The organism is Pseudomonas sp. LBUM1641 (genome assembly GCF_059716235.1).
This window is the reverse complement of the sequence record NZ_CP166815.1, coordinates 4,834,031-4,848,402: the sequence shown is the minus strand read 5'-3', so window position 1 is coordinate 4,848,402 and position 14,372 is coordinate 4,834,031. Positions and strand designations below refer to the sequence as shown.

Genomic DNA, 14,372 nt, shown 5'->3' with positions numbered 1-14,372 from the left:
AAGATGGTGCGTTTTTTGTGTCGTTTACCCCTGCCGCGGCGCGCGGAATGTGCTGTTAAAACGCGAGCTACAGCGGAAACGGCTGTCGCACCCGCTAAATCGGCTTGTCGGTTGGGTTTTTCCGGCCTGCCGCTCACGCAAAGCAGCAGGCCAGAGCGGTCTCAGGCGCGCTTTTTCTGCTGTGCGGCCGGTGCTTGTGCCAGGCGGGCAAACAGGTCCTTGGGGTCGGCCAGGTCCGGTACCAGTTCCAGTTCGCTGCCCACGTCCAGCGCCTTGGCCACGTCCAGCACGTAACGCAGGGCGGAGTAGTCTTCGATGGCAAAACCCACCGAGTCGAACAGGGTGACCTGGCGCGCATTTTCACGGCCCGGGGCCTGGCCGTTGATCACTTGCCACAGCTCGGTGACCGGCGAATCTTCCGGCATGTGCTGGATTTCGCCTTCGATGCGGCTTTGGGGTTCGTACTCGACGATCACGCGGGCACGTTCGACGATTCGTCGGTCCAGCTCGGTCTTGCCCGGGCAGTCGCCGCCGACGGCATTAAGGTGCATGCCCGGCTCGATCATCTCGTCCGTGAGGATGGTGGCGTAGGCCTTGTCGGCCGTGACGGTGGTGACGATGTCGGCACCTTTCACGGCTTCGGCCACGCTGCCTGCCAGGATCACTTTGATCGCCGGGAAGGCTTTCAGGTTGGCGGCCAGTTTGGCGGTGGCCTTGGCATCGATGTCGAACAGGCGGATTTCAGTGATGCCCAACATCGCGTGGAAGGCCAGGGCCTGGAACTCGCTCTGGGAGCCATTGCCGATCAACGCCATGCTGCGGCTGTTGTCCCGGGCCAGGTAACGCGCTACCAGGGCCGAAGTGGCGGCGGTGCGGATCGCGGTGGTCAGGGTCATTTCCGCCAGCAGTACCGGTTTGCCGGTGTCCACATCGCCGAGGGCGCCGAAGGCCATGACGGTGAGCATGCCGCTCTGGGTGTTTTTCGGGTGGCCATTGACGTATTTGAAGGCGTACAGCGAGGCGTCGGACACCGGCATCAGCTCGATCACGCCCTCGGGCGAGTGGTTGGCCAGGCGCGCGCATTTTTCAAAGTCCTGCCAGCGCAGGTAGTCGGCGCGGATGTACTCGGCCATCTCGGTGATGCAGGTTTGCAGGCCTTTTTGCGAAACCAGGTAGCTCAAGTCGTTGACGTCGATATAGCGGGTCATGGGAAGACTCCTTATTGAAATGAGGGACGGGTTGGCAGATGCACTTCCGCCAACATGCAGCGGGCACTGCCGCCGCCGATGCGTTCGATGTTGTCGATGTTCACCACCACCGGCCGGGTGTGGCGTTCCACATGCTGGCGCTGGGCCGGCTTGAGCGAGCCCCAGGCGCTGGCCGACATCACCAGCAGCGGCTGGCCGTTGCGGTCATGGACTTCCAGCATGTTGCCGGCGAAGGCTTCCAGTTGGTCGAAGTCCAGGGCGACGATGTCTTTGCCGGTGTCGCGCAGGGAGCGTTCCAGGGCCTGGCGCTCGCGGTCGTCGGGCAGGGCTTGCAGGCACACCACTGAAAGGTCGCGGCCGACGCTCATCATCACGTTGCTGTGGTAGATCGGCGCGTGGTGGCGGTCGACGGCGTGGAATACGCAGAGTTGGTAGTCGAGGCGTTCGGCGAACTGGCGCAGGGCGTCGTGATGGGTACGCCCGGAATGGCAGGCGTAGCTGATGCGGTGCTGGCGGTCGAGGACCATGCTGCCGGTGCCTTCCAGGAACATGTTCTGTTGTTCAAGGTGGCTGAAGTCGATGGTGTTTTTGATTGCGAAGCGTTGTTCCAGTACTTGCAGCACGCCTTTGTCGCGCTCCAGTCGTCGGTTCTGGCCTTCCATCGGGTACAGCACCAGGCTGCCGTCGGCGTGGCTGCTCCACCAGTTGTTGGGGAAGATCGAATCCGGGGTGTGGGGAGCGGGGGTGTCTTGTACCACCAGCACTTCCACGCCGTGGTGGCGCAGGGTGTCGACGTAGCCGTCGAACTCTTCCAGCGCTTTCTGCTGTGCAGCCAATGGGTCGAGGGGCGCGCGCTGGAAGCGGTTGTTGATCGCGGTGTCCGGGTTAAAGGCGAAGTGCGCCGGGCGGATCATCAGGACGGTGTTGGTGGTTTGCATGGGTGCACGGGTCCATGGGGTTGGGCAGTGAAGCTATTTTGTGCGGTGTGAAGGAAGAATCCCGGCTGAAGTGAGGGGGTGGCTCAGCCGGGAAAGCTGAAAAGTGGGGTGGGGCAGCCGAATCGGCTGTGGAGGTGAGTGGAGATCGAAATGTGGGACCGGGCTTGCTCGCGAAAGCGGTGGGTCAGTTAATAAATTCGGTGGCTGATACACCGCCTTCGCGAGCAAGCCCGCTCCCACATTGGTATTGTGTTGCCTGAGGTGTTTTTGTCTGATGGAGAAACCATGCCCACTGAAGTTCGTCTCGCCCAACCCACCGATGCCGAGGGCATCAGCCAGGTCATTCTGGCGGCTCTGCATGACAGCAATGCCCGGGATTATCCGGCTGATGTGATTGCGCGGGTGGCGAGCAACTTTACTCCCGAGGCTGTCGTGGCATTGCTCGCGCGTCGAACAGTGTTGGTAGCCATTCAGGACGACGTGATCGTTGCCACTGCCGCCCTCGATGCCAACGTGGTGCGCTCGGTGTTCGTCAATCCGGCGCTGCAAGGGCAGGGCATCGGGCGTTTGCTGATGATTGAAATCGAGTTGCGGGCCCGGGAGGCCGGGGTGACGACGCTGAATGTGCCGTCTTCGCTGACGGCCGAGCCGTTTTATACCAAGCTGGGGTTTCATACGGTGCGCGATGTTTACCATGGTAATGAACGCACGCTGGTGATGGAGAAGTCGCTGTCATCGCGCCATCCCATTGGCGCCTATCGCGACCGGCCGCATCGGGCGCAGGTGGTAGCGCTGTGGCAGGCGGCGTTTGGTTATGACGCGGCGCACAACCTGCCGGGCTTGGCGATCGACAAGAAGCTGGCGGTCAACGATGGGTTGTTCTTTGTGGCCACTGACAAGAAAGCGGTGATCGGCACCATTCTCGCCGGCTACGACGGGCATCGTGGCTGGCTGTATTCGGTGGCGGTGCATCACGATTATCGTCGCCAGGGCCTGGGCGCTTCGCTGGTGCGGCATGCGGAACAGGCGTTGACTGCGTTGGGCTGCATGAAGATCAACCTGCAGATCACCAGCGGCAATGATGCGGTGATGGGGTTTTATGAGGCGTTGGGTTATGGCGCCGAGCCGCGGATCAGCATGGGCAAGAAGATCCTGGAAAACATCCCGACGGATAAAGCCTGAACTTCGGTTTTCCAAACACTGAAATCAAATGTGGGAGCGGGCTTGCTCGCGAATGCGGAGTGTCAGTCAATAAATCTGTCGACTGACACTCCGCTTTCGCGAGCAAGCCCGCTCCCACATTTTGGTTTTGCAGTGTTGCTTAGACCTTGACGATCCAGCCCTCAGGCGCTTCTACGTCGCCGGACTGTACGCCAGTCAGCTCTTTGTAGAGCTTCTGGGTGACCGGGCCGACTTCCTTTTCGCTGTAGAACACGTGCAGCTGGTCTTTGTACTCGATGCCGCCGATCGGGGTGATCACGGCTGCGGTGCCGCAGGCGCCGGCTTCCTTGAAGTCCGACAGCTTGTCGATCAGCACGTCGCCTTCAACCACTTCCAGGCCCAGGCGGGATTTGGCCAGCTCGATCAGCGACAGGCGGGTGATGCCTGGCAACACCGACGGCGACTTCGGGGTGACGAACTTGTTGTCGTGGGTGATCCCGAAGAAGTTGGCCGAGCCGACTTCTTCGATTTTCGAGTGGGTGGCCGGGTCGAGGTAGATGCAGTCGGCGAAGTTGGCTTTTTTCGCCAGGGAACCAGGCATCAGGCTGGCGGCGTAGTTGCCACCGACCTTGGCCGCGCCGGTGCCGTTCGGTGCGGCACGGTCGTAACCGGAGATCAGGAAGTTGTGCGGGGTCAGGCCGCCCTTGAAGTAGGCGCCCACCGGGATGCAGAAGATCGAGAAGATGAACTCTGGTGCGGTGCGCACGCCGATGTTGTCACCGGTGCCGATCACGAACGGGCGCAGGTACAGCGCGCCGCCGGTGCCGTAGGGCGGGATGAACCGCTCGTTGGCGCGGACCACTTCCTTGCAGGCTTCGATAAAGGCGTCGGTCGGCACTTGTGGCATCAGCAGGCGACCACAGCTGCGCTGCATGCGCGCGGCGTTCTGGTCCGGACGGAACAGGTTGATCGAACCGTCCTTGCAGCGGTAGGCCTTGAGGCCTTCAAAGCATTGCTGGCCGTAGTGCAGGGCGGTGGAGCCCTCGCTGATGTGCAGCACGTTGTCGTCGGTCAGGGTGCCTTCTTGCCAGGCGCCGTCCTTCCAGGTCTGGAGGAAACGCTTGTCGGTCTTGATGTAGTCAAAACCCAGCTTGTCCCAATTGATGCTTTCGTTACCCATGACACCCTCTATCTTTTGTCAACCGCCTGGTCGAAGGCAGGCTTATGGTTTATTTCTGGATGGGCGCAACAATACTTCATTCCCCGGTGCGTTCGCACCCCCTGTAGGAGCGAGCTTGCTCGCGAAGGTCGTGAACGATGACGCTGGAAACCTGATGCCCAGCGGTGTTCTCGGGTTTTTCGCGAGCAAGCTCGCTCCTACAGTTGGGAGTTGGGTGTGATCGCCGATTACATATGCAATGCCTGCCCCAGGGCCCGCAGCGCTGCTTCCTGTACCGCTTCGCCGAGGGTTGGGTGGGCGTGGATGGTGCCCGCCACGTCTTCCAGGCGTGATCCCATTTCCAGGCTCAGGCCGAAGGCGGTGGACAATTCCGAGACACCTACGCCTACCGCCTGCCAGCCGACGATCAGGTGATTGTCGCGGCGCGCCACTACCCGCACGAAGCCGGTTTTCGACTCGAGGGTCATCGCCCGGCCATTGGCGGCGAACGGGAAGCTCGACACGGTGCAGTCCAGCCCTGCGGCCTTGGCCTCGTCCGGGGTCTTGCCGACTACCACCAGTTCCGGGTCGGTGAAGCACACCGCCGGGATCGCAGCCGGGTTGAATTCGCGGGATTTACCGCTGATCAGTTCGGCAACCATTTCGCCCTGGGCCATGGCGCGGTGGGCGAGCATCGGCTCACCGCTGAGGTCGCCGATGGCCCACACGTTGCGCATGCTGGTCTGGCAGCGGCTGTCGATCTTGATCGCCGAGCCGTTCATGTCCAGGTTCAAGGCTTCGAGGTTCCAGCCCTGGGTGTTGGGTTTGCGACCAACGGCAACCAGCACCTGGTCGGTTTCCAGCGACAGCGTCTCGCCGTTGGGATCACGCACTTGCAGGGTGTTGTTTTCAAAACCGGTGACGCTGTGTTTCAGGAACACCTTCACCCCCAACTGCTTGAGGGATTCGGCCACCGGCTGGGTCAGTTCGGCGTCGTAGGCCGGCAGGATCCGGTCCTGAGCCTCAACCACGCTGACGGCGGCGCCGAGCTTGCGATAGGCAATCCCCAGCTCCAGGCCGATGTAACCACCGCCCACCACGATCAAGCGTTTAGGGATGCGTTTCGGCGCCAGGGCCTCGGTGGAGGAGATGATCGGCCCGCCAATCGGCAGCATCGGCAGGTTGACACTTTTCGAGCCGGTGGCCAGCAGCAGGTGTTCACACTGAATGCGCTGGTCGCCGACATCGACGGTCTTGCCGTCCACGACTTTGGCCCAGCCCTGAATGACCTGGACCTTGTGTTTCTTCAGCAGCGCGGCAACGCCAGTGGTCAGGCGGTCAACGATGCCGTCTTTCCATTCCACGCTTTTGCCGATGTCCAGGGTCGGCACATCGACTTCGATGCCCAGCGGCGAACCCTGGCTGTGGTGCACGGTTTGCTGGAACTGTTCGGCGACATGGATCAGCGCCTTCGACGGAATGCAGCCGATGTTCAGGCAGGTGCCGCCCAACGATTGGCCTTCCACCAGAATGGTGGGGATGCCCAGTTGGCCGGCGCGAATCGCTGCGACGTAACCGCCAGGCCCGCCGCCGATAATCAGCAGCGTGGTGTGCAATGTTTGAGACATGGGTTACTCCAGGAACAGGCTGGCGGGTTGTTCGAGCAGGCCACGAATGGCCTGGATGAATTGCGCCGCGTCCATGCCATCGACCACCCGGTGATCGAAGGAGCTGGAGAGGTTCATCATCTTGCGGATTACGATCTGGCCCTTGATCACCATCGGCCGCTCGACAATGCGGTTGACCCCGACGATGGCCACTTCCGGCAGGTTCAGCACTGGTGTGCTGACGATCCCGCCCAATGCACCCAGGCTGGTCAGGGTAATGCTCGAACCCGACAGCTCATCGCGACTGGCCTTGCCATTGCGCGCAGCATTCGCCAGACGATTGATTTCTTCCGCCGTGCCCCACAGGTTGCGGGCTTCGGCGTGACGCACCACCGGCACCATCAGGCCGACATCGCTCTGGGTGGCGACGCCCACATGCACCGCGCCGAGGCGGGTGATGACCTGGGCTTCGTCGTCGTAACGCGCGTTGATTTGCGGGTAGTCGCGCAGTGCGACGACCATGGCCCGCACCAGGAACGGCAGCAGGGTCAGCTTGCCGCGGGTGGCGCCGTGTTTCTCGTTGAGGTGCACGCGCAACTCGTCGAGGGCCGTGACGTCGATCTCTTCCACGTAGCTGAAATGCGCGGCACGCTGGGTGGCGTCCTGCATGCGCTGGGCGATCTTGCGGCGCATGCCAATCACCGGGATTTGCTGCTCGTCGTTGCGTTCGGCGTAAGGGTTGGAGGCATTGGCATTTTGCGCCGGACCCTGGAGCAAGTAAGCGTCCAAATCTTCATGCAGAATCCGGCCGGCCGGGCCGGAGCCCTGGACCAGTCGTAGCTGGATGCCAGCATCCAGCGCATGTTTGCGCACGGCCGGGGAGGCCAGCGGGCGGTCATCAGCCTCGCGGGCCACGGGCGCTTGCGCAGCCGCCACCGCAGGTTTGGCTGCCAGTTTGGGTTCAACCACAGGCGCGGCCTTGGCTTCGACTTTCGGTGCAGGAGCAGGTGCAGGCGCGACCTCTTCAACCACCGCCGACAACGCCGACTCCCTGGTATTGCCTGCGCCTTCCACTTCGATACTGATCAAAATACTGCCCACTGCCATGACTTCGCCCGGCTCGCCGCCGAGGGAAATCACCTTGCCGTGCACCGGCGACGGAATGTCCACCATGGCCTTGTCGGTCATCACATCCGCCAGCACCTGGTCTTCTACCACCAGGTCACCGACCTTCACGTGCCATACCGACAATTCAACTTCTGCGATGCCTTCGCCAATGTCCGGCATCTTGATAACGTGCGTGCCCATTCAGACCTCCATAACCCGATGCAAAGCCGCGCCCACTCGGGTCGGGCCAGGGAAATACGCCCACTCTTGCGCGTGCGGGTAGGGGGTGTCCCAACCGGTGACGCGCTCGATTGGCGCTTCCAGGTAGTGGAAGCAATGCTCCTGCACCAGCGCCACCAACTCGGCGCCGAACCCGCAGGTACGGGTGGCTTCGTGAACGATCACGCAGCGTCGGGTTTTCTTCACGGAATTGACGATGGTTTCCAGGTCCAGCGGCCACAGGCTGCGCAGGTCGATGACTTCGGCATCAATGCCGGTTTCTTCAGCGGCGACTTGCGACACATACACCGTGGTGCCGTAGGTGAGGATGGTCACGTCCTTGCCCGGGCGGGCGATGGCGGCCACGTCCAGCGGCACGGTGTAGTAACCGTCCGGTACTTGCGCTTGCGGATGCTTCGACCACGGGGTTACCGGGCGGTCGTGGTGGCCGTCGAACGGGCCGTTATACAGGCGTTTGGGCTCGAGGAAGATCACCGGGTCATCGTTTTCGATGGAGGCGATCAGCAAGCCCTTGGCGTCGTACGGGTTGGATGGCATCACCGTGCGCAGGCCGCAGACCTGGGTGAACACCGCTTCAATACTCTGGCTGTGGGTCTGGCCGCCGTAGATGCCGCCGCCGCACGGCATGCGCATGGTCAGGGGCGCGGTAAACTGGCCGGCCGAGCGATAACGCAGGCGGGCCGCTTCGGAAATGATCTGGTCGGTGGCGGGGTACACGTAGTCGGCGAACTGAATCTCGGCCACCGGCCGCAAACCATAGGCGCCCATGCCGACCGCCACGCCGACGATCCCGCTTTCGGAGATCGGCGCGTCAAACACCCGCGAGGTGCCGTACTTGTTCTGCAAGCCTTCGGTGCAACGGAACACGCCGCCGAAGTAACCGACGTCCTGGCCGAACACCACCACATTGTCGTCGCGCTCAAGCATCACATCCATGGCCGAGCGCAACGCCTGGATCATGGTCATGGTCGTGGTGGTCATGGCGGTTTCCAGCTCGATATTGTTGTTGTGATCGTTCATGTCAGATCCCCAACTCTTGACGCTGGCGCTTCAAGTGCTCCGGCATCTCTTTATAGACGTCTTCGAACATGGTCGCGGCGCTTGGAATCTGGCCACCGGCCAGGGTGCCGTACTGTTCGGCTTCTTTCTGGGCCTTGATGACTTCGGCTTCAAGTTCGGCACTGACCGCCGCGTGTTCCTCTTCGGACCACTGGTTGATGCGGATCAGGTGCTGCTTGAGGCGGGCAATCGGGTCGCCCAGCGGGAAGTGGCTCCAGTCGTCGGCGGGACGGTATTTGGAAGGATCGTCTGAAGTGGAGTGCGGGCCGGCGCGATAGGTCACCCACTCGATCAGGGTTGGCCCCAGGTTGCGACGGGCGCGTTCGGCGGCCCAGGCGGAGGCGGCGTACACCGCGACAAAGTCATTGCCGTCCACCCGCAGGGAGGCGATGCCGCAACCTACGCCGCGTCCGGCAAAGGTCGTGGCTTCACCGCCGGCGATGGCCTGGAAGGTGGAGATCGCCCACTGGTTATTCACTACGTTAAGGATGACCGGCGCCCGGTAGACGTGGGCGAAGGTGAGTGCGGTGTGGAAGTCGGATTCAGCGGTGGCGCCGTCGCCGATCCAGGCCGAGGCAATCTTGGTATCGCCCTTGATCGCCGAGGCCATGCCCCAGCCCACACCCTGTACGAATTGGGTGGCGAGGTTGCCGGAAATCGTGAAGAAGCCGAAGTCTTTTACCGAGTACATGATCGGCAACTGGCGGCCCTTGAGCGGGTCGCGCTCGTTGGACAGCAGTTGGCAGATCAGGTCTACCAGCGGCACTTCGCGGGCCATCAGGATGCTTTGCTGGCGGTAGGTGGGGAAGCACATGTCGTCGATGTTCAAGGCCAGGGCCTGGGCGCTGCCGATGGCTTCTTCGCCAAGGCTTTGCATGTAGAACGACATCTTTTTCTGACGCTGGGCGACCACCATGCGGTTGTCGAAGATCCGCGTCTTGAGCATGGCGCGCATGCCCTTGCGCAGAATCTCGGCCGGCACGCCTTCAGCCCACGGGCCGAGGGCCTGGCCCTGATCGTCGAGCACGCGAATCAGGCCTTTGGCCAGGTCGGCGGTGTCGGCGGGTTCTACGTCAATTGGGGGTTTGCGCACCGTGCCTGCGTCAGTCAGGCGCAGGTAGGTAAAGTCGGTCTTGCAGCCTGGGCGGCCCGAGGGTTCGGGGACGTGAAGGCGCAGTGGTTCATACTGCTGAGTCATGGCTTTCTACGCTCTATCTTGTGAATTTCTTGTAGTGGGCGCGGTAGCTGACAGTCCGTCTTCGGGTAGAAGAAATCTTGTCCTACAACAATCATAGGCTCGGGGCAGGAGAATATTTATCTCTGTTTCATTGCGTTGGAGATCATTTGGGGATAAAAAAACTGCATAAACATAATAAACAGGTGGTTTTGTCTCATGCGCAAACTGGACCGTATCGATATTGGCATTCTGAACGCCCTTCAGGAGAACGCCCGCATCACCAACGCCGACCTGGCCCGCTCGGTCAACCTGTCGCCCACGCCGTGTTTCAACCGGGTCAAGGCGATGGAAGAACTGGGGCTGATTCGCGACCAGGTGACACTGCTGGACGCCGACCTGCTGGGGCTGCACGTCAATGTGTTCATCCACGTCAGCCTGGAAAAACAGAACGAACTGGCGTTGCAGCAGTTTGAAGGGGCGATTTCGGATCGTCCCGAAGTGATGGAGTGCTACCTGATGGCCGGCGATCCCGACTATTTGATTCGGGTGCTGGTGCCCACCATCCAGTCTCTGGAGCGCTTCATGATGGACTTTTTGACCAAAGTCCCCGGTGTCGCCAACATCCGCTCCAGCTTTGCTCTCAAGCAAGTGCGCTACAAAACCGCGCTGCCATTGCCGGCCAATGGCATCAACCTCGGTTAATGAACGACACAAAACAAATGTGGGAGCGGGCTTGCTCGCGAATGCGGTGTATCAGTCTATATCTTCGGTGACTGACACTCCGCATTCGCGAGCAAGCCCGCTCCCACATTTTGTAATGCATTTCACAGTTGGTTGAGCGGAATCTTCAGATACACCACCCCATTTCCTTCCGCCGGCGGCATCACCCCGGCCCGCACATTCACCTGAATCGCCGGCAACAACAATGTAGGCATGCCCAACCCGGCATCCCGAGTGGTGCGCATCTCGACAAACGCCGCCTCATCCACCCCATCATGCACATGAATATTCCCCGCCCGCTGCTCAGCCACCGTGGTCAGGCACTTGGCGGCGCGCCCGTCAGGCGGGTAGTCATGGCAAACATACAGGCGGGTCTGCGGCGGAAAAGCCAACAACTTGCGCATCGACGCATACAACTGACGCGCATCCCCGCCAGGGAAATCGCAGCGCGCCGTCCCCACATCCGGCATGAACAGCGTGTCACCCACCAGAATCAACTGGTCATCAATCAGATAAGCCATGTCCGCCGGCGTATGCCCCGGCACATGCAGCGCCTGGGCCTTCAGATTACCGATATAAAAAACCTCATCCGGCGCAAACAGATGGTCGAACTGCGACCCATCTACCCGAAACTCCGGTTCCAGGTTGAACAGGTTCTTGAACACCCCCTGCACCTTGCTGATGGGCTCCCCGATCGCGATCTTGCCCCCCAGCTGCCGACGCAGATACGGCGCCGCCGACAAGTGATCCGCGTGGGCATGGGTTTCCAGCAACCACTGCACCTGCAAGCCATGCTCGCGCACAAACGTGATCACCTTGTCCGCCTGGCCGGTACCGGTGCGTCCGGAGGCCGGGTCGTAGTTGAGCACCGAATCAACGATGGCGCATTGGCCACCGTCCGTTTCATAGACGACGTAGGTGTAGGTCGACGACGCCTCGTCCAGAAAGGATTGAATCAACGCTGACATGACGGGTTTCCCAGATAGCTAATGGCGACTTACATTCAGTTAGGTTTCCACATAACCTTGTGAGCTTAAGTGAATTAAAGGACCCGAGGCAAAGGATGGCATCGTGGTGGCAAACAGCTAGGGCGTGATGCCATACGGCAACGACCCTTGCGTGCATTAACTAAAAAAGGCCATAGACCATGAACGACCAACACTGGGGACCTACCATCAGTGGCGATATCGTTGTCATCGGTGGCGGCTCGGCGGGCATCGGCCTGCTGGCCAGCCTGCTCAAGCGCGACCCGCACCTGAACATCATCCTGATCGAACCCAGCGACCACCACTACTACCAACCGGCCTGGACCTTGGTGGGCGGCGGCGCCTATGACGTTACCAAGACCGTGCGCCCCATGGCCGACGTGTTGCCCAACGGCGTCACCTGGATCCAGGCGGCGGTCAGCGAATTACTGCCCGACGAGCAAACCCTGGTGCTCGACAGCGAACAGCGCGTCAGCTGGAAAAACCTGATTGTCTGCCCGGGCCTGCGCCTGGCCTGGGAAAAAATCGAAGGCTTGCCAGAGACCCTTGGCCAGCATGGCGTAACGTCCAACTACAGCTACGAACACGCCGCCTACACCTGGCAACTGGTGCAGCAACTCAAGCATGGCACGGCGCTGTTCACCCAGCCGGCCATGCCGATCAAATGCGCCGGCGCCCCGCAAAAAGCCATGTACCTGTCGTGCGATCACTGGCTCAGGCAGGGTGACCTGAAAAACATCAAGGTCGAATTCAACCTGGCCGGCGCTGCCTTGTTTGGTGTACCGACCTTCGTGCCGCCGCTGATGAAGTACGTTGAAAAGTACTCGGCGCAACTGGCGTTCAACTCCAACCTGGTCAAGGTCGACGGCCCGGCGCGCAAGGCCTGGTTCGAGATCAAGGACGCCGAAGGCAATATGCGCGTCGAAGAGAAAACCTTCGACCTGCTGCATGTCGTCCCGCCACAGGTCTCGCCGGACTTTATCCGCCACAGCCCCCTGGCCGATGCCGCCGGCTGGTGCGAAGTGAACCCCCAGAGCCTGCAACACCTGCGCTACCCGCATATCTTCGGCCTGGGCGATGTGTGCTCCACCACCAATGCCAAGACCGCCGCGGCGGTGCGCAAGCAAATCGTGGTGGTGGCGGAAAACCTGCTGGCCCTGCGCAAACAGGCACCGATGCCGCTCAAGTACGACGGCTACGGTTCCTGCCCGCTGACGGTGGAGAAGGGCAAGGTGGTACTGGCCGAGTTCGGCTACGGCGGCAAGCTGCTGCCGACCTTTCCCCTCGACCCGACCGTGGCACGGCGTTCGGCATGGTTCCTCAAGGCGAGTTTCCTGCCGTGGTTCTACTGGAACGGCATGCTCAAGGGCCGCGAGTGGTTGACCCGTCTGGCCAAGGTGGATTGAGGCAACCCTATGCTGCTGGCAAGTTTTTTTGGCGTGTTGATGGGGTTGGTCATGGGCTTGACCGGTGCCGGAGGCGGCATCCTTGGCGTCCCGGCGCTGGTGTTGGGGCTGGGTTTGACCATGACCCAGGCCGCGCCCGTGTCGTTGTTCGCGGTGGGTGCCGCCGCCGCCGTGGGGGCTATCGATGGCTTGCGCCATGGCCTGGTGCGTTACCGCGCGGCGCTGCTGATTGCGCTGCTCGGCGCGCTGTTTTCGCCGCTTGGGGTGTTCTTCGCCCATCAGATGCCGGAGAAGGTCCTGATGGGCCTGTTCAGCGCGCTGATGGTGCTGGTGGCCTGGCGCATGCTGCAACGCGAGAAGCTTGAAGCCGGGCCGAGCGACCACGGCACCGCATCCTGGGGCCAGAAGAATTGCATGCTCGATCAACAGACCGGACGCTTTTCCTGGACCGCCAAATGCACCGCCACCCTGGCGGCCCTCGGCGCGGTGACCGGTGCGGTCTCGGGCTTGCTCGGTGTGGGCGGTGGCTTTCTGATCGTGCCGGCGTTCAAGCAACTGACCGATGTGCAGATGCGCGGCATCGTTGCCACCTCGCTGATGGTGATCAGCCTGATCTCGTTGATCGGCGTGATCGGTGCGTTTCATGCCGGGGTCAGGATCGAGCCGATGGGCTGGGTGTTTATCGGGTCGAGCATTGTCGGCATGTTGGCGGGGCGGCGCCTGTGCTCGGTGATCAAGGCGCGCACCTTGCAGGTGGGTTTTGCCACCCTGTGTGTGCTGGTGGCGGCGGGCATGCTGTTTCGGGCCCTCATTCAGGTGCCTTGAAATGCGGTCAACATCTCGCTCCTACGGGTATTGCGGTATCAGCGCCGCAGGTAGGAGCCGAAGTCGATGTCCCCGGCACTGAGAATCGCCTGCACCCGATTGTGCACATTCAACTTGCGCAGGATCGCCGAGACATGGGCCTTCACCGTGGTCTCGGCAATCTCCAGGCTATAGGCAATTTGCTTATTCGAGTCGCCCTTGGTCATCCGCTCCAGCACCAGCAATTGCTTGCGGGTCAGGGCCTGCAGCAATTCCGGCGCAAGCCCCAGGCAATCATTCATGCGCCGTTGCCCGCCGATTTTCTGGCTGCGAATAATGTCCGGCGGCAAATACACATTGCCGTTGAGAATCTGTTGGATCGCCTCGGTCATCTGCAGCCTGGGCGAGGACTTGGTGATAAACCCCACCGCGCCATAGGTGATGGCTTGCAGCACGACCTGCTTGTCCTGCTCGGCAGACACGATCACCACCGGAATCGTCGGCGACTCTTTGCGCAGGTTGATCAGGCCATTGAGGCCGTGCATGCCGGGCATGTTCAGGTCCAGCAGGATCAGATCCAGGTCATCGTGCTCCTGGCTCAGGGCCAGGGCGCTGTCCAGGTCGCCGGTTTCCATCACTTCGCTGCCCGGGAACCCGTCGCTGATGACGTTGTGGATCGCTTCGCGAAACAGTGGGTGATCGTCGGCAATCAGAATTTTGTACATGGCCGTTCACCTTATTATTTTTGCTTATTTAAGCAGGTCCCATCCATAGGGGCATGCGCCCATTACATGCCAGTC

General features: G+C 61.3%; 13 protein-coding genes. 4 read left to right on the top strand and 9 right to left on the bottom strand.

What is annotated here, in order from left to right:
- Positions 1–161 precede the first annotated feature (161 nt).
- Both ocd and ctlX read right to left on the bottom strand, forming a co-directional pair.
- The gene (gene ocd, locus ACA046_RS22275; RefSeq protein ID WP_076014273.1) at positions 162–1,208 is read right to left on the bottom strand and encodes an ornithine cyclodeaminase; all 1,047 of its coding nucleotides are present in this window, start codon (positions 1,206–1,208) and stop codon (positions 162–164) included.
- A gap of 11 nt (positions 1,209–1,219) precedes the next feature.
- Complete coding sequence (ctlX, locus tag ACA046_RS22270) at positions 1,220–2,146, bottom strand: citrulline utilization hydrolase CtlX (protein WP_497674983.1); 927 nt, start codon at positions 2,144–2,146, stop codon at positions 1,220–1,222.
- Between the two features lie 285 nt (positions 2,147–2,431).
- Here ctlX and ACA046_RS22265 point away from each other — a divergent pair, with 285 nt between their 5' ends.
- Positions 2,432–3,328: a GNAT family acetyltransferase gene (locus ACA046_RS22265; protein ID WP_459022490.1), complete on the top strand. Its 897-nt coding sequence runs from the start codon at positions 2,432–2,434 to the stop codon at positions 3,326–3,328.
- Positions 3,329–3,467: 139 nt separating this feature from the next.
- On the opposite strand, the gene ACA046_RS22260 is transcribed toward ACA046_RS22265, so the two are convergent.
- The 5 genes from ACA046_RS22260 to ACA046_RS22240 form a co-directional block, all read right to left on the bottom strand.
- Positions 3,468–4,487, bottom strand: coding sequence for a branched-chain amino acid aminotransferase (locus tag ACA046_RS22260; RefSeq protein ID WP_167663067.1), 1,020 nt, complete (start codon positions 4,485–4,487; stop codon positions 3,468–3,470).
- 227 nt (positions 4,488–4,714) lie between these two features.
- Positions 4,715–6,094 carry a dihydrolipoyl dehydrogenase gene (lpdA, locus tag ACA046_RS22255; RefSeq protein WP_497674982.1) on the bottom strand — a complete coding sequence of 460 codons (1,380 nt, stop codon included), beginning with the start codon at positions 6,092–6,094 and terminating at the stop codon, positions 4,715–4,717.
- Positions 6,095–6,097: 3 nt separating this feature from the next.
- On the bottom strand, positions 6,098–7,381 hold the full coding sequence (locus tag ACA046_RS22250) for a dihydrolipoamide acetyltransferase family protein (protein WP_497674981.1): 1,284 nt from the start codon (positions 7,379–7,381) through the stop codon (positions 6,098–6,100).
- Positions 7,382–8,440, bottom strand: coding sequence for an alpha-ketoacid dehydrogenase subunit beta (locus ACA046_RS22245; protein WP_003212859.1), 1,059 nt, complete (start codon positions 8,438–8,440; stop codon positions 7,382–7,384).
- 1 nt (position 8,441) lies between these two features.
- The gene (locus ACA046_RS22240; RefSeq protein ID WP_459022482.1) at positions 8,442–9,677 is read right to left on the bottom strand and encodes a 3-methyl-2-oxobutanoate dehydrogenase (2-methylpropanoyl-transferring) subunit alpha; all 1,236 of its coding nucleotides are present in this window, start codon (positions 9,675–9,677) and stop codon (positions 8,442–8,444) included.
- Between the two features lie 195 nt (positions 9,678–9,872).
- On the opposite strand from ACA046_RS22240, the gene bkdR reads away from it, so the two are divergent.
- Positions 9,873–10,358 (top strand): Bkd operon transcriptional regulator BkdR, encoded by a 486-nt coding sequence (bkdR, locus tag ACA046_RS22235; protein WP_003212855.1) that lies wholly within the window; start codon positions 9,873–9,875, stop codon positions 10,356–10,358.
- Positions 10,359–10,480: 122 nt separating this feature from the next.
- Here bkdR and ACA046_RS22230 read toward each other — a convergent pair whose 3' ends face one another.
- The gene (locus ACA046_RS22230; RefSeq protein WP_497674980.1) at positions 10,481–11,344 is read right to left on the bottom strand and encodes an MBL fold metallo-hydrolase; all 864 of its coding nucleotides are present in this window, start codon (positions 11,342–11,344) and stop codon (positions 10,481–10,483) included.
- Positions 11,345–11,523: 179 nt separating this feature from the next.
- Here ACA046_RS22230 and ACA046_RS22225 point away from each other — a divergent pair, with 179 nt between their 5' ends.
- Entirely contained in the window at positions 11,524–12,768 is a 1,245-nt protein-coding gene (locus tag ACA046_RS22225; protein WP_497674979.1) for an NAD(P)/FAD-dependent oxidoreductase, read from the top strand.
- Between the two features lie 9 nt (positions 12,769–12,777).
- Entirely contained in the window at positions 12,778–13,593 is an 816-nt protein-coding gene (locus ACA046_RS22220) for a sulfite exporter TauE/SafE family protein (protein ID WP_076014264.1), read from the top strand.
- Between the two features lie 38 nt (positions 13,594–13,631).
- Here ACA046_RS22220 and ACA046_RS22215 read toward each other — a convergent pair whose 3' ends face one another.
- Complete coding sequence (locus ACA046_RS22215; RefSeq protein ID WP_497674978.1) at positions 13,632–14,297, bottom strand: response regulator; 666 nt, start codon at positions 14,295–14,297, stop codon at positions 13,632–13,634.
- Between the last annotated feature and the right edge of the window lie 75 nt (positions 14,298–14,372).

Excerpts from the sequence above, each read along its gene's own strand:
- ocd (WP_076014273.1), bottom strand. The coding sequence starts at position 1,208 with ATGACCCGCTATATCGACGTCAACGACTTGAGCTACCTGGTTTCGCAA.
- ctlX (WP_497674983.1), bottom strand. The coding sequence starts at position 2,146 with ATGCAAACCACCAACACCGTCCTGATGATCCGCCCGGCGCACTTCGCC.
- ACA046_RS22265 (WP_459022490.1), top strand. The coding sequence starts at position 2,432 with ATGCCCACTGAAGTTCGTCTCGCCCAACCCACCGATGCCGAGGGCATC.
- ACA046_RS22260 (WP_167663067.1), bottom strand. The coding sequence starts at position 4,487 with ATGGGTAACGAAAGCATCAATTGGGACAAGCTGGGTTTTGACTACATC.
- lpdA (WP_497674982.1), bottom strand. The coding sequence starts at position 6,094 with ATGTCTCAAACATTGCACACCACGCTGCTGATTATCGGCGGCGGGCCT.
- ACA046_RS22250 (WP_497674981.1), bottom strand. The coding sequence starts at position 7,381 with ATGGGCACGCACGTTATCAAGATGCCGGACATTGGCGAAGGCATCGCA.
- ACA046_RS22245 (WP_003212859.1), bottom strand. The coding sequence starts at position 8,440 with ATGAACGATCACAACAACAATATCGAGCTGGAAACCGCCATGACCACC.
- ACA046_RS22240 (WP_459022482.1), bottom strand. The coding sequence starts at position 9,677 with ATGACTCAGCAGTATGAACCACTGCGCCTTCACGTCCCCGAACCCTCG.
- bkdR (WP_003212855.1), top strand. The coding sequence starts at position 9,873 with ATGCGCAAACTGGACCGTATCGATATTGGCATTCTGAACGCCCTTCAG.
- ACA046_RS22230 (WP_497674980.1), bottom strand. The coding sequence starts at position 11,344 with ATGTCAGCGTTGATTCAATCCTTTCTGGACGAGGCGTCGTCGACCTAC.
- ACA046_RS22225 (WP_497674979.1), top strand. The coding sequence starts at position 11,524 with ATGAACGACCAACACTGGGGACCTACCATCAGTGGCGATATCGTTGTC.
- ACA046_RS22220 (WP_076014264.1), top strand. The coding sequence starts at position 12,778 with ATGCTGCTGGCAAGTTTTTTTGGCGTGTTGATGGGGTTGGTCATGGGC.
- ACA046_RS22215 (WP_497674978.1), bottom strand. The coding sequence starts at position 14,297 with ATGTACAAAATTCTGATTGCCGACGATCACCCACTGTTTCGCGAAGCG.